This window comes from Nocardioides psychrotolerans, from assembly GCF_943371775.1.
Lineage (GTDB): Bacteria > Actinomycetota > Actinomycetes > Propionibacteriales > Nocardioidaceae > Nocardioides > Nocardioides psychrotolerans_A.
Genome location: NZ_CALRWD010000083.1, coordinates 1 through 20,688 on the forward strand (window position 1 = coordinate 1; position 20,688 = coordinate 20,688).

21 protein-coding genes are annotated in these 20,688 nt (G+C 70.7%); 10 read left to right on the forward strand and 11 right to left on the reverse strand.

All coding sequences use genetic code 11. The annotated features are described in order from the left end of the window. Positions 1 to 9: 9 nt before the first annotated feature. From AAG827_RS18755 to AAG827_RS18790, 8 genes are all read right to left on the reverse strand, one after another. Positions 10 to 381 carry a metal-sulfur cluster assembly factor gene (locus AAG827_RS18755; RefSeq protein WP_341927738.1) on the reverse strand — a complete coding sequence of 124 codons (372 nt, stop codon included), beginning with the start codon at positions 379 to 381 and terminating at the stop codon, positions 10 to 12. Continuing rightward, on the reverse strand, positions 381 to 845 hold the full coding sequence (gene sufU, locus AAG827_RS18760; RefSeq protein WP_341927739.1) for a Fe-S cluster assembly sulfur transfer protein SufU: 465 nt from the start codon (positions 843 to 845) through the stop codon (positions 381 to 383). The genes AAG827_RS18755 and sufU overlap by 1 nt, the downstream gene beginning before the upstream one ends. A 3-nt stretch (positions 846 to 848) precedes the next feature. After that, positions 849 to 2,096 carry a cysteine desulfurase gene (locus tag AAG827_RS18765; protein ID WP_341927758.1) on the reverse strand — a complete coding sequence of 416 codons (1,248 nt, stop codon included), beginning with the start codon at positions 2,094 to 2,096 and terminating at the stop codon, positions 849 to 851. A gap of 124 nt (positions 2,097 to 2,220) precedes the next feature. Next, a complete protein-coding gene (gene sufC / locus AAG827_RS18770) occupies positions 2,221 to 2,976 on the reverse strand; it encodes a Fe-S cluster assembly ATPase SufC (RefSeq protein WP_341927740.1) in 756 nt (251 codons plus the stop codon). A gap of 44 nt (positions 2,977 to 3,020) precedes the next feature. Beyond that, on the reverse strand, positions 3,021 to 3,356 hold the full coding sequence (locus AAG827_RS18775; protein ID WP_341927741.1) for a non-heme iron oxygenase ferredoxin subunit: 336 nt from the start codon (positions 3,354 to 3,356) through the stop codon (positions 3,021 to 3,023). Then, positions 3,356 to 4,546, reverse strand: a complete 1,191-nt coding sequence (gene sufD / locus AAG827_RS18780) for a Fe-S cluster assembly protein SufD (RefSeq protein WP_341927742.1) — start codon at positions 4,544 to 4,546, stop codon at positions 3,356 to 3,358. The genes AAG827_RS18775 and sufD overlap by 1 nt, the downstream gene beginning before the upstream one ends. Positions 4,547 to 4,592: 46 nt before the next feature. Then, on the reverse strand, positions 4,593 to 6,011 hold the full coding sequence (gene sufB / locus AAG827_RS18785; RefSeq protein WP_341927743.1) for a Fe-S cluster assembly protein SufB: 1,419 nt from the start codon (positions 6,009 to 6,011) through the stop codon (positions 4,593 to 4,595). Beyond that, complete coding sequence (locus AAG827_RS18790) at positions 6,008 to 6,712, reverse strand: metalloregulator ArsR/SmtB family transcription factor (RefSeq protein ID WP_341927744.1); 705 nt, start codon at positions 6,710 to 6,712, stop codon at positions 6,008 to 6,010. The genes sufB and AAG827_RS18790 overlap by 4 nt, the downstream gene beginning before the upstream one ends. Before the next feature lie 81 nt (positions 6,713 to 6,793). On the opposite strand from AAG827_RS18790, the gene AAG827_RS18795 reads away from it, so the two are divergent. Beyond that, positions 6,794 to 8,086 carry a hypothetical protein gene (locus AAG827_RS18795; RefSeq protein ID WP_341927745.1) on the forward strand — a complete coding sequence of 431 codons (1,293 nt, stop codon included), beginning with the start codon at positions 6,794 to 6,796 and terminating at the stop codon, positions 8,084 to 8,086. Here the strand turns inward: AAG827_RS18795 and AAG827_RS18800 are convergent. After that, the gene (locus AAG827_RS18800) at positions 8,071 to 8,499 is read right to left on the reverse strand and encodes a hypothetical protein (RefSeq protein WP_341927746.1); all 429 of its coding nucleotides are present in this window, start codon (positions 8,497 to 8,499) and stop codon (positions 8,071 to 8,073) included. The genes AAG827_RS18795 and AAG827_RS18800 overlap by 16 nt on opposite strands. Further along, positions 8,492 to 8,857, reverse strand: coding sequence for a hypothetical protein (locus AAG827_RS18805; RefSeq protein WP_341927747.1), 366 nt, complete (start codon positions 8,855 to 8,857; stop codon positions 8,492 to 8,494). Before AAG827_RS18805 ends, AAG827_RS18800 begins: the two co-directional genes overlap by 8 nt. Before the next feature lie 23 nt (positions 8,858 to 8,880). On the opposite strand from AAG827_RS18805, the gene AAG827_RS18810 reads away from it, so the two are divergent. The 3 genes from AAG827_RS18810 to AAG827_RS18820 are packed head-to-tail and all read left to right on the forward strand — an operon-like array spanning position 8,881 to position 11,506. Continuing rightward, positions 8,881 to 9,816, forward strand: coding sequence for an ABC transporter ATP-binding protein (locus tag AAG827_RS18810; RefSeq protein WP_341927748.1), 936 nt, complete (start codon positions 8,881 to 8,883; stop codon positions 9,814 to 9,816). Then, positions 9,813 to 10,595: an ABC transporter permease gene (locus tag AAG827_RS18815; RefSeq protein WP_341927749.1), complete on the forward strand. Its 783-nt coding sequence runs from the start codon at positions 9,813 to 9,815 to the stop codon at positions 10,593 to 10,595. The genes AAG827_RS18810 and AAG827_RS18815 overlap by 4 nt, the downstream gene beginning before the upstream one ends. Further along, positions 10,592 to 11,506: a COX15/CtaA family protein gene (locus AAG827_RS18820; protein WP_341927750.1), complete on the forward strand. Its 915-nt coding sequence runs from the start codon at positions 10,592 to 10,594 to the stop codon at positions 11,504 to 11,506. The genes AAG827_RS18815 and AAG827_RS18820 overlap by 4 nt, the downstream gene beginning before the upstream one ends. On the opposite strand, the gene AAG827_RS18825 is transcribed toward AAG827_RS18820, so the two are convergent. After that, the gene (locus AAG827_RS18825) at positions 11,496 to 12,464 is read right to left on the reverse strand and encodes a heme o synthase (protein WP_341927751.1); all 969 of its coding nucleotides are present in this window, start codon (positions 12,462 to 12,464) and stop codon (positions 11,496 to 11,498) included. The two genes, AAG827_RS18820 and AAG827_RS18825, sit on opposite strands and share 11 nt — an antisense overlap. Positions 12,465 to 12,576: 112 nt before the next feature. Here AAG827_RS18825 and tkt point away from each other — a divergent pair, with 112 nt between their 5' ends. The 6 genes from tkt to pgl are packed head-to-tail and all read left to right on the forward strand — an operon-like array spanning position 12,577 to position 20,662. Further along, on the forward strand, positions 12,577 to 14,703 hold the full coding sequence (gene tkt / locus AAG827_RS18830) for a transketolase (protein ID WP_341927752.1): 2,127 nt from the start codon (positions 12,577 to 12,579) through the stop codon (positions 14,701 to 14,703). A gap of 35 nt (positions 14,704 to 14,738) precedes the next feature. Beyond that, on the forward strand, positions 14,739 to 15,845 hold the full coding sequence (gene tal / locus AAG827_RS18835) for a transaldolase (protein WP_341927753.1): 1,107 nt from the start codon (positions 14,739 to 14,741) through the stop codon (positions 15,843 to 15,845). Continuing rightward, positions 15,842 to 17,503, forward strand: a complete 1,662-nt coding sequence (locus tag AAG827_RS18840) for a glucose-6-phosphate isomerase (RefSeq protein WP_341927754.1) — start codon at positions 15,842 to 15,844, stop codon at positions 17,501 to 17,503. Before tal ends, AAG827_RS18840 begins: the two co-directional genes overlap by 4 nt. Then, a complete protein-coding gene (gene zwf / locus AAG827_RS18845; protein WP_341927755.1) occupies positions 17,500 to 19,038 on the forward strand; it encodes a glucose-6-phosphate dehydrogenase in 1,539 nt (512 codons plus the stop codon). The genes AAG827_RS18840 and zwf overlap by 4 nt, the downstream gene beginning before the upstream one ends. Next, positions 19,038 to 19,943: a glucose-6-phosphate dehydrogenase assembly protein OpcA gene (locus AAG827_RS18850; protein ID WP_341927756.1), complete on the forward strand. Its 906-nt coding sequence runs from the start codon at positions 19,038 to 19,040 to the stop codon at positions 19,941 to 19,943. The genes zwf and AAG827_RS18850 overlap by 1 nt, the downstream gene beginning before the upstream one ends. Next, a complete protein-coding gene (gene pgl, locus AAG827_RS18855) occupies positions 19,940 to 20,662 on the forward strand; it encodes a 6-phosphogluconolactonase (RefSeq protein ID WP_341927757.1) in 723 nt (240 codons plus the stop codon). The genes AAG827_RS18850 and pgl overlap by 4 nt, the downstream gene beginning before the upstream one ends. Positions 20,663 to 20,688: the final 26 nt, after the last annotated feature.

Genomic DNA, 20,688 nt, shown 5'->3' on the forward strand with positions numbered 1-20,688 from the left:
GCTTGCGCCTCAGACGTTGAAGCCGAGGGCGCGCAGCTGCTCGCGGCCGTCGGGGGTGATCTTGTCGGGGCCCCAGGGCGGCATCCAGACCCAGTTGATGGCGACGTCGTTGACGAGGCCCTCGAGCGCGGCGTTGGTCTGGTCCATGATCACGTCGGTCAGCGGGCAGGCAGCCGACGTGAGCGTCATGTCGAGGACCACGTTGGTCGCCTCGTCGAGGTGGACGTCGTAGACGAGGCCCAGGTCGACGACGTTGATCCCGAGCTCGGGGTCGACGACGTCCTTCATCGCCTCGGTCACGTCGTCGACGGACACCGTCGACACACCGCCACCCGTGGGAGCAGCCTCGGGCACGTCGGGCAGGTCGCTGTGGTCAGCCATCAGATCTCCTTCGATGCGGGCTCGACCGAGCCCGCCTGGGTGGTGGCGTCTTTCCAGGCCATCCAGGACAGTAGTGCGCACTTGACGCGCGCCGGGAACTTCGCGACGCCGGCGAAGGCGATGCCGTCCTCCAGGACGTCCTCGTCGGGCACGACGGTGCCCTTGCCCTGCATCAGGGTGAGGAACTCCTGGTGGATGCTCATCGCCTCGTCGACCGGCTTGCCGATCACCAGGTCGGCCATGACCGAGGTCGAGGCCTGGGAGATCGAGCAGCCCATCGCGTCGTAGGACACGTCGGACACGACGCCGTCGGCGACGTGGACGCGCAGCGTCACCTCGTCGCCGCAGGTCGGGTTGACGTGGTGCACCTCCGCCCCGAAGGGCTCACGCAGTCCTGCGTGGTGGGGGTGCTTGTAGTGGTCCAGGATGATCTCCTGGTAGAGGGCGTCGAGGTCTTGGCTCATCTCTCAACTCAACTTGAAGTAGGAGCGGGTGTATTCCAGCCCCTCGACGAGGGCGTCGATCTCGGCGGGCGTCGTGTAGAGGTAGGACGACATCCGGGTCGAGCTCTGCACCCCGAAGCGGGCGTGGGCGGGCTTGGCGCAGTGGTGACCGGCGCGTACGGCGACCCCGCGCGAGTCGAGGACCTGCGCGATGTCGTGGGGGTGGACGCCCTCCAGCTCGAAGGAGATCGCCCCTCCGCGCTGGTCGGCGTCCAGGGGGCCCAGGACCTTGAGGCCCGGCAGCGTGGCCAGTCCTTCGAGCGCGTAGGCGGTGATCGCCTTCTCGTGGTCGTGGATCGCCTCCATGCCGATGTGGCCGAGGTAGTCGACCGCCGCGCCGAGACCGATGGCCTCCACGATCGGCGGGGTGCCGGCCTCGAACTTGTGCGGGATCCCGGCGTAGGTCGAGATGTCCATGCGCACGGTCTCGATCATCTCGCCACCGCCGTGGAAGGGCGGCAGGGCCTCGAGCACTGCTCGCTTGCCCCAGAGCACGCCGATACCGGTCGGGCCGACGACCTTGTGGCCGGTGAAGACCAGGAGGTCGGCACCCGACGCGGTCACGTCGACCGGCAGCTGCGGCACGGCCTGCGACGCGTCGAGCACGACGATCGCGCCGACCTCGTGGGCTCGTCGGGCGATCTCGGCGACGGGGTTGATGGTGCCGAGCATGTTGGAGACCCAGGTCAGCGAGACGACCTTGGTGCGCTCGTTGATCAGCTCGTCGATGTTGGACAGGTCGAGCCGACCGTCGTCGGTCAGGCCGAACCACTTCAACGTCGCGCCCTTGCGCTGCGTGAGCAGCTGCCACGGCACGATGTTGGAGTGGTGCTCCATCTCGGTGATGACGACCTCGTCGCCGGCACCGATCGCCAGGTCGCCGGTCGCCCAGGCGAGCGTGTTGGCCACCAGGTTGAGCGACTCCGTCGCGTTCTTGGTGAAGATGACCTCGTCGCGCGAGGGTGCACCGATGAACGCCGTGACCTTGTCGCGCGCCGCCTCGAACGCCTCCGTCGACTCAGCACCCAGCTGGTGCATGGCGCGGGAGATGTTGGCGTTGTGCCGCTCGAGGTGGTCGACCATCGTGTCGATCACCACCTGCGGCTTCTGCGAGGTGTTGGCGCTGTCGAGGTAGACCAGCGGCTGCCCGTTGTCGAGCACGCGCTCGAGGATCGGGAAGTCCTTGCGGATCACGTCCAGCTCGGGGAGCAGGCCTTCCATGGTGGTTCCTTTCCTCGACGGTGGGAGAAGTGGTGCTGGGCAAGGCGGAGGAGCGAAGGCGGCCTTGGAGCGGAGCGGGCCGTCGAGCGACGACAACGCCGCCCAGCGCCGCTTCTCAGGCCTTGGCGAGGTACTTGTCGTAGCCCTCGGCCTCAAGAGCGTCGGCGAGCTCGGGACCACCCTGGTCGGCGATCTTGCCGTCGACGAAGACGTGGACCCGGTCGGGCGTGATGTAGCGCAGGATCCGCGTGTAGTGCGTGATCAGCAGGACACCCTTGCCCTCCTGGGCACGGAAGCGGTTGACGCCCTCGGAGACGATCTTGAGCGCATCGATGTCGAGGCCGGAGTCGGTCTCGTCCAGCACCGCGATCTTCGGGTTCAGCAGCTCGAGCTGGGCGATCTCGTGACGCTTCTTCTCGCCGCCGGAGAAGCCCTCGTTGACCGAGCGCTGACCGAAGGTCGGGTCGAGGTTGAGGTCCTGGAGCGCCTTGTTGACGTCCTTGACCCAGTGGCGCAGCTTGGGCGCCTCGCCGTCGATGGCGGTCTTGGCGGTGCGCAGGAAGTTGGACACCGAGACACCGGGGACCTCGACGGGGTACTGCATGGCCAGGAACAGGCCGGCGCGGGCGCGCTCGTCCACCGACATCGCGAGGACGTCGTCACCGTCGAGGGTGACGCTGCCGCCGGTGACGGTGTACTTCGGGTGGCCGGCGATGCTGTAGGCCAGCGTCGACTTGCCCGACCCGTTGGGGCCCATGATCGCGTGCGTCTCGCCGTCGTCGATCGTCAGCGTGACGCCCTTGAGGATCTCCTTGGGACCGTCCTCGGTCTCGACCGAGACGTGCAGGTCCTTGATCTCCAGCGTGCTCATATCTTCAGTTCCTCTCAGGAAAACGGTGGGTGAGGTGCGAGACCTCAGGTGGGGCGCACGCCGTTGAGCGTGGTGGTGGTGTCGATGTAGACGCCGTCGTCGCGGACCTCGACGGGGAAGGTCGCGACCGGCTCGGTCGCGGGGAAGCCGCTGGGCTTGCCGGTGCGCAGGTCGAAGCGCGAGCCGTGGAGCCAGCACTCGATCGTGCAGTCCTCGACCTCGCCCTCGCTCAGCGCGACAGCAGCGTGCGAGCAGAGGTCCTGCAGCGCGAAGACCTCGTCGCCGTCACGGGCGACGGCCACGTCGATGGCACCGACGGTGACCCCGAGCGCCTCGTCCGTGGGGACGTCGGTCAGCGCGCAGGCGAGCTCGAACCCCATCAGGAAGCGTCCTCGGTCACCCGCAGGACGTTCTTGGAGAGCTCCTCCTCGACGGTGGCGAGCAGCTTCTCCTCGAGCTCGGGAACGCCGACGCGGCGGATCAGGTCGTTGAAGAAGCCGTGCACGACCAGTCGGCGCGACTCGGCCTCGGAGATGCCGCGCGCCTGGAGGTAGAAGAGCTGCTCGTCGTCGAAGCGGGCCGTCGCCGAGGCGTGACCTGCTCCCTCGATCTCGCCGGTCTCGATCTCCAGGTTGGGCACGGAGTCGGCGTGGCAGCCCTCGGTGAGGACCAGGTTGCGGTTCTCCTCGTAGGTCTCGATGCCCTCGGCCTCCTTGCGGATCAGCACGTTGCCGATCCAGACCGTGTGGGCGCCCTGCCCCTGGAGCGCGCCCTTGTAGATGACGTTGCTCTTGGTGCGGGGCTCGTTGTGGTCGGCGAAGAGGCGGTGCTCGATGTGCTGGCCCTCGTCGGCGAAGTAGAGGCCGAGGAGCTCGGCCTGGCCGCCGGGACCGGCGTACTCGACGTTGGCGTGCATGCGGACCAGGTCGCCGCCGAAGGAGATGGCGGTGTGGCGCACGGAGGCGTCACGGCCCACGAGGATCGCGTCGCGCCCCAGGTGCACCGCGTCGTCGTCCCAGTCCTGGAGGGTGAGCACGTTGGCTCCTGCGCCGTCGCCCACGAGCACCGAGGTGGTCGCGGAGTAGCGCGCCGAGCCGGTGTGCTCGAGCACGATGGTGGCCTTCGAGAAGCGCCCGACGCGGATCACCAGGTGGCCCCACACGAGGTCGTCGACCGACTCGCCGTGGAGCCTGAGCCAGACCGGCTCGTCGAGCTCGAGGTCGGCCGGCACGTCCAGGAGCAGCGCGCTGCTCGCGTTGGCCACGGCGAGCGCCGAGGGCCGGTCGTTGGGCGCCAGCTCACCGAGCTCGGCGGCCTGGGCCGCCGAGATCTCGGTGAGGGTCACGCCCTCGGGAAGCGAGGACTCCCAGGTGAGCGAGGCCGTGGAGGCCTCGCCGTCGAGGATGCCGCGCAGTCGCTTGAGCGGGGTGAAGCGCCAGATCTCCTCCCGGCCCGTGGGGGCCGGGTGGTCCGCCAGGTCGTAGGACGGCGGCGGGTTGAGGTGGCTCTCGATCCGCTTGGTCTCGAGCATCGACTCCACGCTCTCGCGTGCGGTGTCGGTCACAGTCACTGAAAGGTCTTCCTAGCTGTTCGGGTGTGAGCGGGGGCGCCGGCGGTCAGCCGACAGCACCCTCCATCTGCAGCTCGATGAGCCGGTTGAGCTCCAGGGCGTACTCCATGGGGAGCTCCTTCGCGATCGGCTCGATGAAGCCGCGCACGATCATCGCCATCGCCTCGTCCTGCTCCATGCCTCGCGACATGAGGTAGAAGAGCTGGTCGTCGGACACCTTGGACACGCTCGCCTCGTGACCCATCGAGACGTCGTCCTCGCGGATGTCGACGTAGGGGTAGGTGTCGCTGCGGCTGATCTGGTCGACCAGCAGCGCGTCGCACAGCACGTTGGACTTGGAGCCGTGCGCGCCCTCGTTGACCTGGATCAGGCCGCGGTAGGAGGTGCGGCCACCGCCGCGCGCCACCGACTTGGACAGGATCGAGGAGGACGTGTTGGGCGCCGCGTGGACCATCTTGGCGCCGGCGTCCTGGTGCTGTCCCTCGCCCGCGAACGCGATCGAGAGCGTCTCGCCCTTGGCGTGCTCGCCCATGAGGTAGACGGCGGGGTACTTCATCGTCACCTTGGAGCCGATGTTGCCGTCGACCCACTCCATGGTCGCGCCCTCCTCGCACACCGCACGCTTGGTGACGAGGTTGTAGACGTTGTTGGACCAGTTCTGGATGGTCGTGTAGCGGCAGCGACCACCCTTCTTGACGATGATCTCCACGACCGCGGAGTGCAGCGAGTCGGAGGAGTAGATCGGCGCGGTGCAGCCCTCGACGTAGTGCACGTAGGCACCCTCGTCGACGATGATCAGCGTGCGCTCGAACTGGCCCATGTTCTCGGTGTTGATCCGGAAGTAGGCCTGGAGCGGGATGTCCACGTGGACGCCCTTGGGCACGTAGATGAACGAGCCGCCGGACCACACCGAGGTGTTGAGCGCGGCGAACTTGTTGTCACCGACGGGGATGACGGTGCCGAAGTACTCCTGGAAGAGCTCCGGCTGCTCCTTGAGGGCGGTGTCGGTGTCGAGGAAGAGCACGCCCTGCTCCTCGAGGTCCTCGCGGATCGAGTGGTAGACGACCTCCGACTCGTACTGCGCGGCGACACCGGAGACGAGGCGCTGCTTCTCCGCCTCGGGGATGCCGAGCTTGTCGTAGGTGTTCTTGATCTCCTCGGGGAGGTCGTCCCACGTCGCGGCCTGCTTCTCGCTGGAGCGCACGAAGTACTTGATGTTGTCGAAGTCGATGCCGTCGAGGTCGGAGCCCCAGGTCGGCATGGGCTTGCGGTGGAAGAGCTTGAGGCCCTTCAGGCGCAGGTCCAGCATCCACTGCGGCTCGCTCTTGAGGGCCGAGATGTTGCGCACGACGTCCTCGCTGAGACCGCGCTGGGCGGTCGCTCCGGCGACGTCGGTGTCGGCCCAGCCGAAGTCATAACGGCCGATGCCCTTCAGCTCGGGGTTGAGCTCTTCGATGGAGGTCATGAGCTGACCGCCTTCCTCGTGTCGGTGGAGCGGGACGGATCCACGCCGGTCGGGATGCACGTGGTGCACACCCCGTCGCCGTGGGCGATGGTGGCCAGACGCTGCACGTGGTGGTCGAGGACGCGGCTGATCGCCTCGGTCTCGGCCTCGCACAGCTGGGGGAACTCGTGGGCGACGTGGGAGACGGGACAGTGCTGCTGGCACAGCTGCTCCCCCACCACCGGCAGCTGACGCACGCTGGCGATGTAGCCCTCGTCGGTGAAGATCTTGGCGAGCACCTCGGCGGGGCTCAGGTCGGGCTCGGCGATCATGAGGGGGCCGAAGCGCTCCTCGACGAACGCCACGCGCCGGTGGGCGAACTCGCGGACGGCCTCGTCGCCGCCGGTCTCGGCCAGGAAACGCAGCGCCTGGACGGCGAGGTCGTCGTACTGCTGGTCGAAGCCGTCACGGCCGTGGTTGGTCAGCGCGAACACCTTGGCCGGTCGGCCGCGGCCACGTGACACCTGCGAGCGGGGCTCGCGTGCCTCCAGGACGCCCTCCTCGACCAGCTGGTCGAGGTGACGTCGTACGGCGGCCGGGGTCAGGTCGAGCGCCTCGGCGAGCACCGCAGCGGTGGAGGGTCCGTGGTCGAGGATCGACCGGACGACGCGCTGGCGCGTCGGCTGGTCCGCGCCGTGGGCGGCGCTCTCGTCGAATTCCACAACACCAGTGTGCCGTTAATGGTGAGAGGCATTCAAGGAAGGGGAGCCTTACTCATCGCTGGTCCTGCCACGATGTGTCCTGTGCCACTCGCCGAGATCGTGCCCGCTCCCCCGCTCGCTGTCGGCGTGGGGCTCCCGTGGGACCAGCCGGTGGGCGACGCGGTGGCTGCGATCGCGGCGGCCCGTGCCGCCCACGGTGACACGTTCACCCTCACCAGCGGCCGGGACCACTACCTCTTCACCTTCTCCCCGCGCGGGGTCGAGTCGTTCTACGGGTTGCCCGAGGAGGCGGCCAGCAAGGGCGTCGCCGACTACCTGATGCTGCGCCGCAAGCTGCCCGACGGGATCTTCGACGGCCGCCGCACGCTGCCGGGCTCGCTCTTCCGTCGTGACGACGTGGCCGGCTACCTGCGGCACCTGGACGACGCGCTCGCCCAGACGCTGGCGGACCTCGGCGCCGCCGGTGAGGCCGACGTCTTCGCGCTGACCCGTCGGCTCGGCCACCGCATGGGCCTGGCCTCCTGGGCCGGCCCGGACGCCGCCGACGGCGACACCTTCGAGGCGCTGGTCGAGGCCTTCGACACCCTCGACGGCTCGGACGCCTTCGTTCACCCCGACGCGATGGCGGCCGTCGCCGCCTCCGGCAAGACGGCCGAGCGGGCGGCCCTCGAGGTCGTGGTCGAGCACGTCGGGTCGGCCGTGGACCGGCTGCTCGACGACGACGTCACCGACCACGCGCTCTTCGCCCGCATCGTCGCGGCCTGGGCCCACGAGCCCGAGGACGTACGACGCCGCGGGGTCGCCCTCGACGTCGCCCTGATCCACGTCGCCTCGATGTCCAACCTGGCGGCCGCACTCGGCTGGGCGCTGGTGGACCTGCTCGACCACCCGCGGGAGGCTGCGGCGGTCGTGGCCGGCGACGCCGACCTGGCGCAACGCTGCGCACTGGAGTCCACGCGCCTGGCCCAGCGCTCGATCATGGCGCGCACCGTCCTGAGCCCGGTCACGCTCGACGTTGGCGACGCCGTGCTCGAGGTGCCGGCCGGCTGGACCGTCGCGACGCTGCTCCCGCTGCTCAACACCACCGCCGGTCCCGGTCTGGACCGGTGGGACCCCGACCGGTGGGACCGGCACCGGCTCGCCGACACCAGCGGCCTCGCGTCGCCGCAGCTCGTGACGGCCTTCGGCCACGGCCGACACACCTGCCCCGCGCAGCCCTTCGCGCTGGCGGCCATGACCGCGGCGGTGAGCACGCTGCTGGCGACCTACGACCTGGAGCCGCGCTGGACGTCTCGCCCGTCACCGGTGCCGGCGCAGATCGGTGGCATCGCGCGGGCCGACGGCCCGTGCGTGGTGGCCTACACGCTGCGCTGAGCGACCGACCGGGTCGCAGGCCGGGTCGCAGGCCGGGTCGCGCGCAGCCACGCGAGCCCGACGAACGGCAGCACCAGCGGCAGGAAGCCGTAGCCCTGGCCGAAGTGGGACCAGACGGTCTTGTCGGGGAAGAGCGCGGTGTCGACATAGCTGAGGGTGCCGACGACCAGCACCCCCACGAGCTCGATGGTGCAGGCGCCGACCGCGATCAGCCAGGACCAACGGCCCCCGAGCAGCAGGCACGTGGTCGCCACGAGGTAGATCACCGCGGCCAGGAGCGACAGGGAGTAGGCCACCGGCGCCTTGTCGGCGTCGGCGCCGAGCTGCACCAGCGAGCGACCGGTCGCGGCGACCGCGAAGACGCCGTAGACGAAGACCAGGACGCGTCCCGGTCCCGAGGAGAGGTCACGCACCCGCGCCGCCCCAGATCGCGTCGAGCCGCAGCTCGAGGGCGATGACGGTGAAGGCGGCGACCGCGAGCACGGCGGTGCCGGCGCGGGTGCGCTCGGCCAGCGACCAGAACGCCCCGATCGGCAGGGCGGTCAGGATGCCCACGAGATAGCTCACGAAGAGGACCCCGGACACGTCGCGCTCGGTGCCGGACAGCTGCACCGAGCCGACCACCAGCTGGACCAGCAGCACGACCTCGATCACCGCCAGCAGCGCGAAGAGCGGGTCGCCGGCGGTCTCGTCCTTGACCAGCAGCACGGCGATCCCGACGAGGGCTACCGCCGACAGCACCAGCACCGCACCCATGACCCAGTCGTTCACACCGTCAACCCTAGACTCTGGGTGTGTCCGAACCGCCTGCCGTCTCCGTCGACGGCCTGGTGATGCGTTATGCCGACAAGGTCGCGGTCGACGAGCTCAGCCTCACCGTCGAGCGCCACACCATCACCGCGGTCCTGGGGCCCAACGGCGCCGGCAAGACCACGACGCTCGAGACCTGCGAGGGCTACCGCACGCCGCACCGGGGCACGGTCCGCGTCCTGGGCCTCGACCCGGTCGCCGACCGCCGCGACCTGCACCCCCGCATCGGCGTGATGCTCCAGGGCGGCGGCGCGTGGAGCGGCGTGCGGGCGATGGAGATGCTGCGCCACGTGGCCAAGCTGCACGCCCACCCGCTCGACGTCGACCTGCTCGCCGAGCGCGTCGGCCTCGGCGACTGCGGCCGCACCCCCTACCGACGCCTCTCCGGCGGTCAGCAGCAGCGCCTGGGGCTAGCGCTCGCCCTGGTCGGCCGACCCGAGGTCGTCTTCGTCGACGAGCCGACGGCCGGCATGGACCCGCAGGCACGCCGCGCGACGTGGGCGCTGCTGGAGGAGCTCCGCGCCGACGGGGTGACCGTCGTGCTGACGACGCACTACATGGAGGAGGCCGAGCGCCTCGCCGACAAGATCCACATCATCGACCACGGCCGCCTCGTCGCCAGCGGCTCACCGCTCGACCTGACGCGGGGCGGCTCCGTGACCACGATCCGCCTGGTCGTCACCCGCCCCTTCCCCCCGGGCAGCCCGGAGTCGCTGCGCACCGCGCTCGGCGAGCTGATCGAGGTCGTGCAGCTCGACGAGCTCAGCCTGCTCGTCACCGGTCCCGCGGACGCCTCGACCCTGGCGAAGGTCTCGCGCTGGTGCGAGGACAACGCGGTCCTGCCGGAGTCCCTGACGCTGGGCCAGCGCAACCTCGAGGACGTCTTCCTCGAGCTCACCGGACGGGAGCTCGCGCCATGAGCGCACCCACGACGCCGACCGGCGCCTTCGCCCCGATGCCCGGCGCCGCGCCGTTGCCCCGCATGGTGCTGGCGCAGGCCGGCATGGAGGCGCGGCTGATGCTGCGCAACGGTGAGCAGCTGCTCCTGGCCGTCGTCATCCCGGTCATCGTGCTCATCGGTGGCGTCATGGGGTCGGACCGCATCGGCCTCGACTTCACCCGCTCGGCCGTCGACACGCTCACACCCGGGGTCCTGGCCCTGGCGATCATGTCGACGGCCTTCACGTCGCTGGCGATCGCCACCGGCTTCGAGCGTCGCTACGGCGTCATCAAGCGCCTCGGCACCTCGCCCCTCTCCCGCTCGGCGCTGCTGGCCGGGAAGATCGGTGCGCTGCTGCTCGTCGAGGTGCTCCAGGTCGCGGTCATCTCCTCGGTCGCCCTCGCTCTCGGCTGGGAGCCGAGCGCCAGCGTGATCGGCGTCGTGCTCGCCGTGGTGCTCGGCACGGCCGCCTTCGCCGGTCTCGGCCTGGCGCTGGCAGGCTCGCTGCGCGCCGAGGCCACCCTGGCCGCGGCCAACCTCGTCTACCTCCTGCTGCTCGCCGGCGGAGCGGTCGTGCTGCCGATGTCGGCCTACGGCGACTTCGGCGAGGTGGTCCGCTGGCTTCCCTCTGGTGCCCTCGGCAACGCCATGCGCGAGGCCCTCAACGACGCCACCGTCGCCTGGCGCGAGCTGGTCGTCCTCGGCGGCTGGGCCGCCATCGGCACCGTCCTCACCGCCCGCACCTTCACCTGGGAGTGAACCTCGTGTCCCTCGCCCGCTTCGTCCGCCCGCTCGGGTGGGCCACCCTGGTCGCCAACGCGATGCTGGTGGTCACCGGCGGCGCCGTCCGCCTGACCGGCTCCGGACTGGGCTGCCCGACGTGGCCGCGCTGCACCGACGAGTCGTTCACCCCTCATGGTGCTCTCGACCTCCACGAGGCGATCGAGTTCGGCAACCGGATGCTCACCTTCGTGCTGGTGGCGATCGCGGTCGCCACCTTCGTGGCGGCGTGGCAGACCGGCCGCCGCGACCTGCGACGACTAGCGCTGTGGCTGGCGCTGGGCATCCCCGCCCAGGCGGTCGTGGGCGGCATCACCGTCCTGACCGACCTCAACCCGTGGATCGTGTCGTTCCACCTGCTGATCTCCATGGCGATCATCTCGCTGGCGGTCCTCTTCGTCCGCCGTGTCGACCAGCCCGACCCCGTGCCGGCCCGCGGGCCGGTCGTCGGCCTCGCCTGGGCGACGTACGCCGCGTCCTGGGCCGTGCTCTACATCGGCACCGTGGTCACGGGCTCGGGACCGCACGCCGGTGACGAGGACTCCCCCCGCAACGGGCTGGACCCGCTCCAGGTGAGCCAGCTGCACGCCGACTCGGTCTTCCTGCTGGTCGGGCTCACCATCGGGCTGCTCTTCGCCCTGGCGGCCCTCAAGGCGACGGGCGAGGCCCGCAAGGCGGTGCTCGTGCTGCTGCTCGTCGAGCTCGGTCAGGGCGCGATCGGCTTCGTGCAGTACTTCACCGACCTGCCGATCGTGCTGGTCGGCTTCCACATGCTCGGCGCGGCCCTGATCTCGGCCGTCGTCACGTGGACTCTGCTGGCGGTGCGCACCCCCGACGGCTCCCTCGGGGAGACTCCCGACCGCGAGCTCGAGGACCTGCTCAGAGCTTGAGCAGCGGGTCCAGCGCGACCGCGACGAACAGCAGCGACAGGTAGAGGTTGGAGTGGTGGAACAGCCGCATCGGCTGGATCACGCTCAGGTCCTCGGTGCCGCGGGTGCGGCGCCACATGCGGTGCGCCTCGACCAGGAAGACCGCGCCGAGCACGGCCGCGGCGATCGGGTAGAACAGCCCGGTCCCGGCCACCGGCCACAGCAGCAGCGAGGTCGCGACCATCACCCAGCTGTAGAGCACGATCTGCCGGCCGACCTCGCGGGCGGACGCGACGACCGGGAGCATGGGGACGTCGACGTTGGCGTAGTCCTCGCGGTAGCGCAGCGCCAGTGCCCAGGTGTGCGGCGGCGTCCAGAAGAAGACGACGGCGAAGAGGATGACCGGGACCCACGACAGCTCGTTGGTGACGGCCGTCCAGCCGATCAACGCCGGGAAGCAGCCGGCGAGACCGCCCCAGACGATGTTCTGCGTGGTGCGCCGCTTGAGCAGCATCGTGTAGACGAGCACGTAGAAGGCGTTGGCGAGCACCGAGAGCCCGGCGGAGAGCAGGTTGACCCACACGGCCAGGACGACGGTCGAGAGGATCGCCAGCACAGAGGCGAACACCAGGGCGGAGCGCGCCGTGACGATGTGGCGCGGGAGCGCGCGGCGCCGCGTGCGCCGCATCTGCTCGTCGATGTCACGGTCGTAGACGCAGTTGAAGGCGGAGGCGGAGCCGGCCGACAGCGTGCCGCCGACGACGGTGGCGAGCACCAGGCCCAGCGACGGGATGCCGCGCTCGGCGAAGAACATCACCGGCACGGTCGTGAGCAGCAGCAGCTCGATGACGCGGGGCTTGGTCAGCCCGACGTAGGCCATCACCACGTCCTTGAAGCCGGCCTTCTCGTGGGGCCCGCCGTGAGGTCCGTCGGGTCCCGGCTGGTTGACAGCAGAGACCGGCTGGCCGACGTGGGTCACAGGTGTCCTCGCGTAGCTGGATGAAGAGCGGGAAATGGACGGTGGAGCGGGTGTCAGTCTAGCGGCGCACATGAGTAGGCTCGGTGGTGCCCGTCATCAGCGAGAGGAACCCGTGAACGCCCCCGTGAGCAACCCCGCCGGACTCGACTGGACCGAGCTCGACCAGAAGGCCGTCGACACCGCCCGTGTCCTGGCGATGGACGCCGTCCAGAAGGTCGGCAACGGCCACCCCGGCACGGCCATGAGCCTGGCCCCCGCCGCCTACCTGCTCTTCCAGAAGGTCATGAAGCACGACCCGGTCGACCCCGACTGGATCTCCCGTGACCGCTTCGTCCTCTCCTGCGGGCACTCGAGCATCACGCTCTACACCCAGCTCTACCTCGGCGGCTTCGGGCTCGAGCTGGACGACCTGAAGGCGCTGCGCACCTGGGGCAGCAAGACACCGGGCCACCCGGAGTACCACCACACCAAGGCCGTCGAGGTCACCACCGGCCCGCTCGGCCAGGGCATCGGCAACGCCGTCGGCATGGCGATGGCCGCGCGCAAGCAGCGCGGCATGCTCGACCCCGAGAGCCCGGTCGGCGAGAGCCTCTTCGACCACCACGTCTACGTGCTGTGCAGCGACGGCGACATCGAGGAGGGCGTCAGCGCCGAGGCCTCCTCCATCGCCGGCACCCAGCGCCTGGGCAACCTCACGGTCATCTACGACGCCAACGAGATCTCGATCGAGGGCGACACCAACATCGCGCTGAGCGAGGACGTCGCCGCGCGCTACGAGGCCTACGGCTGGCACGTGCAGACCGTCGACTGGACCCACGGCGGCGAGGGCTACCGCGAGGACGTCCCGGCGCTCTACGCCGCGATCGAGGCCGCGCGCGCCGTCACCGACCGCCCGAGCTTCATCATGCTCCGCACGATCATCGCCTGGCCCGCCCCCTCCGCACAGAACACCGGCGCCGCCCACGGCTCCGCGCTGGGCGAGGAGGAGGTCGCGGCCACCAAGAAGATCCTCGGCTTCGACCCCGAGCAGACCTTCGAGGTGCCGGACGACGTCATCGCGCACACCCGGGCGCTCCGGGATCGTGGCGCCGCCCAGGGCAAGGCCTGGGACGAGCAGTACGCCGCCTGGTCGGCCGCCCACCCCGACCGGGCCGCGCTGCTCCACCGCCTCAACTCCGGCGCGCTCCCGGACGGGTGGGACGCCGACCTGCCGTCGTACGACGCGGACCCGAAGGGTCTGGCCACCCGCAAGGCCTCCGGAGCCGTGATCAACGCGATCGCCGCAACCGTGCCCGAACTGTGGGGCGGCTCGGCCGACCTGGCCGAGTCCAACAACACCACCATCGAGAAGCACGGCTCGTTCCTGCCGGCCGACCGCGCCACCAAGACCTGGGAGGCCGACCCCTACGCCGGCCGCGTGCTGCACTTCGGCATCCGTGAGCACGCCATGGGCGCGATCATGAACGGCATCGCCCTGCACTGGAACACCCGCGTTTTCGGCGGGACGTTCCTCACGTTCTCCGACTACATGCGCGGCTCGGTGCGTCTCGCGGCGATCATGGGCCTGCCGGTGACCTACGTCTGGACCCACGACTCGATCGGCCTCGGCGAGGACGGACCGACCCACCAGCCGGTCGAGCACCTCGCGTCGCTGCGTGCGATCCCCGGCCTCGACGTGGTCCGCCCCGCCGACGCCAACGAGACGACCGCGGCCTGGCGCGCGATCATGCACAACGCCGACCGGCCCGCCGGTCTGGCGCTGAGCCGCCAGAACGTCCCGACCTTCCCGCGCGGCACCGACGCCGACGGCCAGGTCTGGGGCGACGCCGACGGTGTCGCCCGTGGCGGCTACGTGCTCCTGGACGCCGAGGGCGGCGAGCCCGACGTGATCCTGATCGGCACGGGCTCCGAGGTCCAGCACGCCGTCGAGGCGCGCACCGCCCTCGCGGCCGACGGCATCAAGGCCCGCGTGGTCTCCATGCCGTGCCGCGAGTGGTTCGACGCCCAGGACTCGGGTTACCGCCAGTCCGTGCTGCCCCCCGCCGTCAAGGCCCGTGTCTCCATCGAGGCCGGGGTCGCGATGGGCTGGCGCGAGATCGTCGGCGACGCCGGCCGGATCGTGTCCGTCGACCGCTTCGGGGCATCGGCCGACGCCGCCACCATGTTCCAGGAGTACGGCATCACCGCCGAGGCCGTCACCGCGGCCGCACGCGACAGCCTGGCCACCCTCGCCGGCTGACCAACCACCGCTACCTCACCTCCGGGAGAGCACACATGAGTGATCGTTTGAAGGCCCTGGCCGACGCCGGGGTGTCCATCTGGCTGGACGACCTGTCCCGCGAGCGCATCGAGAGCGGCAACCTCGCCGACCTCGTCCGGGACAAGTCCGTCGTGGGGGTCACCACCAACCCCACGATCTTCGCCGGGGCGATCGCCGACGGCGAGCGCTACGACGAGCAGGTCCGCGGGTTGGTCGAGCAGGGCGAGCCCGTCGACCGGGTGATCTTCGAGCTCACCACCGAGGACGTCCGCAACGCGTGCGACATCCTCGCGCCGGTCGCCGACGGGTCGTCCTCGGACGGGCGGGTCTCGATCGAGGTCGAGCCCGACCTGGCCAACGACACCGCCGCCACGATCGCCTCGGCGCAGGCGCTGTGGAAGGCGGTCGATCGCAGCAACGCGCTCATCAAGATCCCGGCCACGCTCGAGGGCCTGCCCGCGATCACCGCCGTCATCGCGCAGGGCATCAGCGTCAACGTCACGCTGATCTTCTCCACCGAGCGCTACCGCGCGGTCATGGACGCCTACCTCAGCGGGCTCGAGCAGGCCCGCGACTCCGGCATCGACCTGAGCCGCATCCAGTCCGTGGCGTCGTTCTTCGTCTCGCGCGTCGACGGCGAGGTCGACAAGCGGCTCGAGGAGATCGGCACCGACGAGGCGCTGGCCCTGCGTGGCAAGGCAGCGCTCGCCAACGCCCGGCTGGCCTATGCCGCGTTCGAGGAGGTCTGCGCCAGTGACCGCTGGAAGCAGCTCGCCGACGCCGGCGCGCGGGCGCAGCGGCCCCTGTGGGCATCGACCGGGGTGAAGAACCCCGACTACCCCGACACCCTCTACGTCACCGAGCTCGTCGTGGCCGACACGGTCAACACGATGCCGGAGAAGACGATGGACGCCTTCGCCGACCACGGCGAGGTCACCGGCGACACCGTCTCCGGCAAGGGCGACGAGGCCCAGCAGGTCTTCGACCGGCTGAGCGCCGCGGGCATCGACTTCGACGACGTGCTCCTCGTCCTCGAGACGGAGGGCGTCGACAAGTTCAAGAAGTCGTGGACCGAGCTCGTCGAGACGGTCAGCGGACAGATGGAGAAGGCGACGGCATGAGCGAGACGGCTTGGAACACTGTCACCGGGGACGGTTTCGAGCTGTTCTTCGGCTATCCCGACGAGGCGGCCCTCGCCTCGACGGTGGAGGGGCTGGTCGCCGACCGGGTGGCCAGCCGCCTCGGCGCGCAGGACCACACCCTGTGGGGCGCAGCGGCCGAGGACGAGGCGTCCAAGCGTCTCTCCTGGGTCTCGCTCCCCACAACGTCGCGGCCGCTCGTCGCGGAGGTCGTCGCGCTGCGTGACGAGTTCACCGCGGCAGGGCTGACCAAGGTCGTCCTCTGCGGCATGGGCGGCTCCTCGCTCGCCCCGGAGGTCATCTGCGGTGCCGCGGGCGTCGAGCTCGCCGTGCTCGACTCCTCCGACCCCGACTTCGTGCGCCAGGCGCTCGAGGACCGGCTGGCCGCCAGCGTCGTCGTCGTGTCGAGCAAGTCCGGTGGCACGGTCGAGACCGACAGCCAGCGCCGGGCGTTCGAGAAGGCCTTCATCGACGCCGGCATCAACCCCGCCGAGCGCATCGTGGTCGTGACCGACCCCGGCTCCCCGCTCGAGGAGTCGGCCCGTGCCGCGGGCTACCGGGTGTTCCTCGCCGACCCGGCCGTCGGTGGCCGCTACTCCGCCCTCACCGCCTTCGGCCTGGTGCCCAGCGGCCTGGCCGGCGCCGACATCGGCGCTCTCCTCGACGAGGCCGAGGCGATCCGCCCCGCGCTCGAGGGCGACTCGGTCGACAACCCGTCCCTCCGGCTCGGCGGCCTGCTCGGCGCCGCCAACGCCGCCGGTGTCGACAAGCTGGTGCTCGCCAACGCGGGCGCGCCGTTCGCCGGCCTCGGCGACTGGGCCGAGCAGCTCGTCGCCGAGTCCACGGGCAAGGACGGCCACGGCATCCTGCCCGTGGTCGTCGACGCCCTCGACTCCCCCAACGTCGCGCCGAGCACGGCCGACGAGGTCCTCGCGGTCTTCGGTCCCGCGGGCGGCTCGAGCGTCGAGGTGTTCTCGTCCCTCCGGCCGGCCTCCGGCTTCGGTGTCAGCGTGGACGCGGCCCTCGGCGCCCAGATGCTGCTCTGGGAGCACGCCACGGCGGTCGCCGGTCGCGTCATCGGGATCAACCCCTTCGACCAGCCCGACGTCGAGAGCGCCAAGGCCGCCTCCCGCGAGCTCCTCGACGGCGGTGGCACCGCCCCCACGCCGGTCTTCGTCGACGGCCCCGTCACGGTCTATGCGTCGGAGGGCTGGCTCCCGCAGGGCACCGACACGGTCGCCGACGCGGTCGCGGCACTGCTCGCGCAGCTCGACGAGTCGACCGGCTACGTCGCGGTCCAGGCCTACCTCGACCGGCACCGCGACGCCGCCCTCGCCGGTGCCCGGGACGCCCTCGCCGTCCGCACCGGCCGCCCCGTCACGTTCGGGTGGGGACCGCGGTTCCTGCACTCGACCGGGCAGTACCACAAGGGCGGCCCCGCGACCGGGGTCTACCTGCAGGTCACCGGTCAGCCGCAGGCCGACCTCGCGGTGCCCGATCGACCCTTCACCTTCCACGAGTTCCTCACCGCACAGGCGGTCGGCGACGGACAGGTGCTGGCCGACAAGGGCCGACCGGTCCTGCGCCTGCACGTCAGCGCACCCAGCGACCTCGCCGGCCTCCGAGAGGTGCTCGCGTGACCGCGAAGGACTCCACCTGGACCAACCCCCTGCGCGACCCGCTCGACCGGCGGCTGCCGCGCATCGCCGGACCGTGCGGGATGGTGCTCTTCGGCGTCACGGGCGACCTGTCGCGCAAGAAGATCATGCCGGCGATCTACGACCTGGCCAACCGCGGGCTGCTGCCCCCGGGCTTCAGCCTCACCGGCTTCGCACGTCGTGACTGGGCCGACCAGGACTTCGCGCAGATCGTGCACGACTCGGTGAAGCAATACGCCCGCACGGAGTTCCGCGAGGAGGTCTGGAAGCAGCTGGCCGAGGGGTTCCGCTTCGTCTCCGGCGACTTCGACGACGACAACGCCTTCGAGCAGCTGCGCATGACGATCGAGGAGCTCGACCGCACGCGGGGCACCGAGGGCAACCACGCGTTCTACCTCGCCATCCCGCCGAGCTTCTTCGGCGCGGTCGCCGGGCAGCTCAAGGAGCACGGCCTCGTCGACCCGCACACCGACTCGTGGCGGCGCGTGGTCGTGGAGAAGCCCTTCGGCCACGACCTCGAGTCGGCCATCGAGCTCAACGAGACGCTGGCCGAGGTCTTCGAGTCGGGGTCGATCTTCCGGATCGACCACTACCTCGGCAAGGAGACCGTGCAGAACATCCTGGCGACCCGCTTCGCCAACATGATGTTCGAGCCGCTGTGGAACAACAACTACGTCGACCACGTCCAGATCACGATGGCCGAGGACGTCGGGATCGGCGGCCGCGCGGGCTACTACGACGGCATCGGCGCCGCCCGTGACGTCATCCAGAACCACCTGCTCCAGCTGATGTCGCTCGTGGCCATGGAGGAGCCGACCTCCTTCGACGCGGAGGCGCTGCGCATCGAGAAGCAGAAGGTGCTCTCCAGCGTGCGCCTTCCCAAGCGCCTCGACCTGACGACCGCCCGGGGGCAGTACGCCGCCGGGTGGGCCGGCGGGGAGAAGGTGTCGGGGTTCCTCGAGGAGGAGGGGATCAAGCGCACGTCCACGACCGAGACGTTCGCCGCGATCACCCTCCACGTCGACAACCGACGGTGGGCCGGGGTCCCGTTCTACCTCCGCACCGGCAAGCGCCTCGGGCGTCGCGTCACGGAGGTGGCGGTCGTCTTCAAGCGGGCGCCCTACCTGCCGTTCGAGGAGTCTTCGGTCGAGGAGCTCACCCAGAACGCCCTGGTCATCCGCATCCAGCCCGACGAGGGCATGACGCTGCGCTTCGGCTCCAAGGTGCCCGGCACCGCGATGGAGATCCGTGACGTCAACATGGACTTCGCCTACGGCGGCTCCTTCACCGAGGACAGCCCCGAGGCCTATGAGCGACTGATCCTCGACGTGCTGCTCGGCGATCCGCCGCTCTTCCCCCGGCACGAGGAGGTCGAGCTCTCCTGGAAGATCCTGGACCCGATCCTCGAGGCCTGGGCGCGCAAGGGCACGCCGGAGGCCTACGACTCCGGCACGTGGGGCCCGGCCTCGGCCGACAAGATGCTGGCCCGCGACGGACGCGTCTGGAGGAGGCCCTGATGAAGGAGCTCATCGACACCACGTCGGCGCAGATCGCCGCCGAGTTCGTGCGTGCTCGCAAGCGCGCCGGCAGCCCGGCCATGGGCATGGTCATGACCCTGATGATCGTCGTGGACGAGGACGAGGCGGAGGCCGCCATGGAGTCGGCCCAGGCCGCCTCCCACGAGCACCCCGCCCGGGTGCTCGGCGTCATCCTCGGCGACGCCCGGGGGACCAGCCAGGTCAACGCCCAGGTCGGCACCGGTGACGGGTGGACCGGCGAGACCGCACTGATCCGGCTCAAGGGCGAGGTCGTCAAGCACGCCGCCTCGGTCGTGCTCCCGCTGCTGCTCCCCGACTCCCCTGTGGCCGTCTGGTGGCCCACGTCGGCACCCGAGGACCCGGCCGGCGACCTGCTCGGCTCGCTCGCGCAGCGACGCATCACCGACGCGGCCTCGGCCACCAAGGGCCGCGCCAAGGCCCTCGGCGTCCAGTGCTCGTCGTACGTCAAGGGCAACACGGACCTCGCCTGGACCCGGCTCACGCCGTGGCGCGCGCTGCTCGCCGCGGCCCTGGACCAGCACCACCTCAAGGTCACGTCGGCCTCCGTCACGGCCGAGCGGATCAGCCCGAGCGCCGACCTGCTGGCCGCCTGGCTCACCGACCGGCTCAAGGTCACGGTCACGCGCTCGAGCTCGCAGGGCCCGGGCATCACCGAGGTCGTGCTCGAGACCGCCGAGGGACCCATCCGCATCAGCCGCACCGACGGCAAGCTCGCGACCTACGCCTCCCCCGGGCGTCCGGACCGGCCGATCGCGCTGAAGCGCCGCACGCTGCCCGAGCTGCTCGGCGAGGAGCTGCGGCGCCTCGACGAGGACGACGTCTATGCCGCGGTCACGCGCCGGCTCCACAAGATGCACGCATGACCGCGCCGCTGGTCGAGGTCCACCCCGACGCCGCCGCCCTGGCCACCACCGTCGCCGGTGAGCTGCTCTCCCGGCTCGCCGACGCCCAGGAGGCCGGTCACGAGCCCCAGATCGCCCTGACCGGCGGCACCATCGCCGACGCGCTGCACCACGAGCTCGCCCGGTTGAGCCCCGGCTCCGCGGTCGACTGGTCCCGGGTGGTCGTGTGGTGGGGCGACGAGCGCTTCGTGGCGTCCGACTCCCCCGACCGCAACGCCGCTCAGGCACGGCGGGCGTTCCTGGACGCCGTCGGGGCGACCCAGGTCCACGAGATGCCGTCGACCGACGGCGGTGCCGACGTCGAGGCCGCGGCCCTGGCCTTCGAGGAGACCGTGCGCGAGCACGGGAGCGGCGAGTTCGAGGTCGTGATGCTCGGGATCGGCCCCGACGGTCACGTGGCCTCGCTGTTCCCCGGCTTCCCGCAGCTCGACGTCGACGACCGGGTCGCGGTGGCCGTCACCGGCTCCCCCAAGCCCCCGCCGGAGCGGATCAGCCTCACCTTCGGCGCGCTCAACCGCACGCGGGCCCTGTGGGTGATCGCCAGCGGTGAGGGCAAGGCCGAGGCGGTGGCTGCGGCCCTGGACGTCGAGGGCACGAGGCACGACACCCCCGCGCGAGGGGTCCACGGGCGCCACGAGACGACGTACTTCCTCGACCGCGAAGCGGCCTCACACCTCTGAAATGGCCGAGTCGGGGGGGGGGGGGG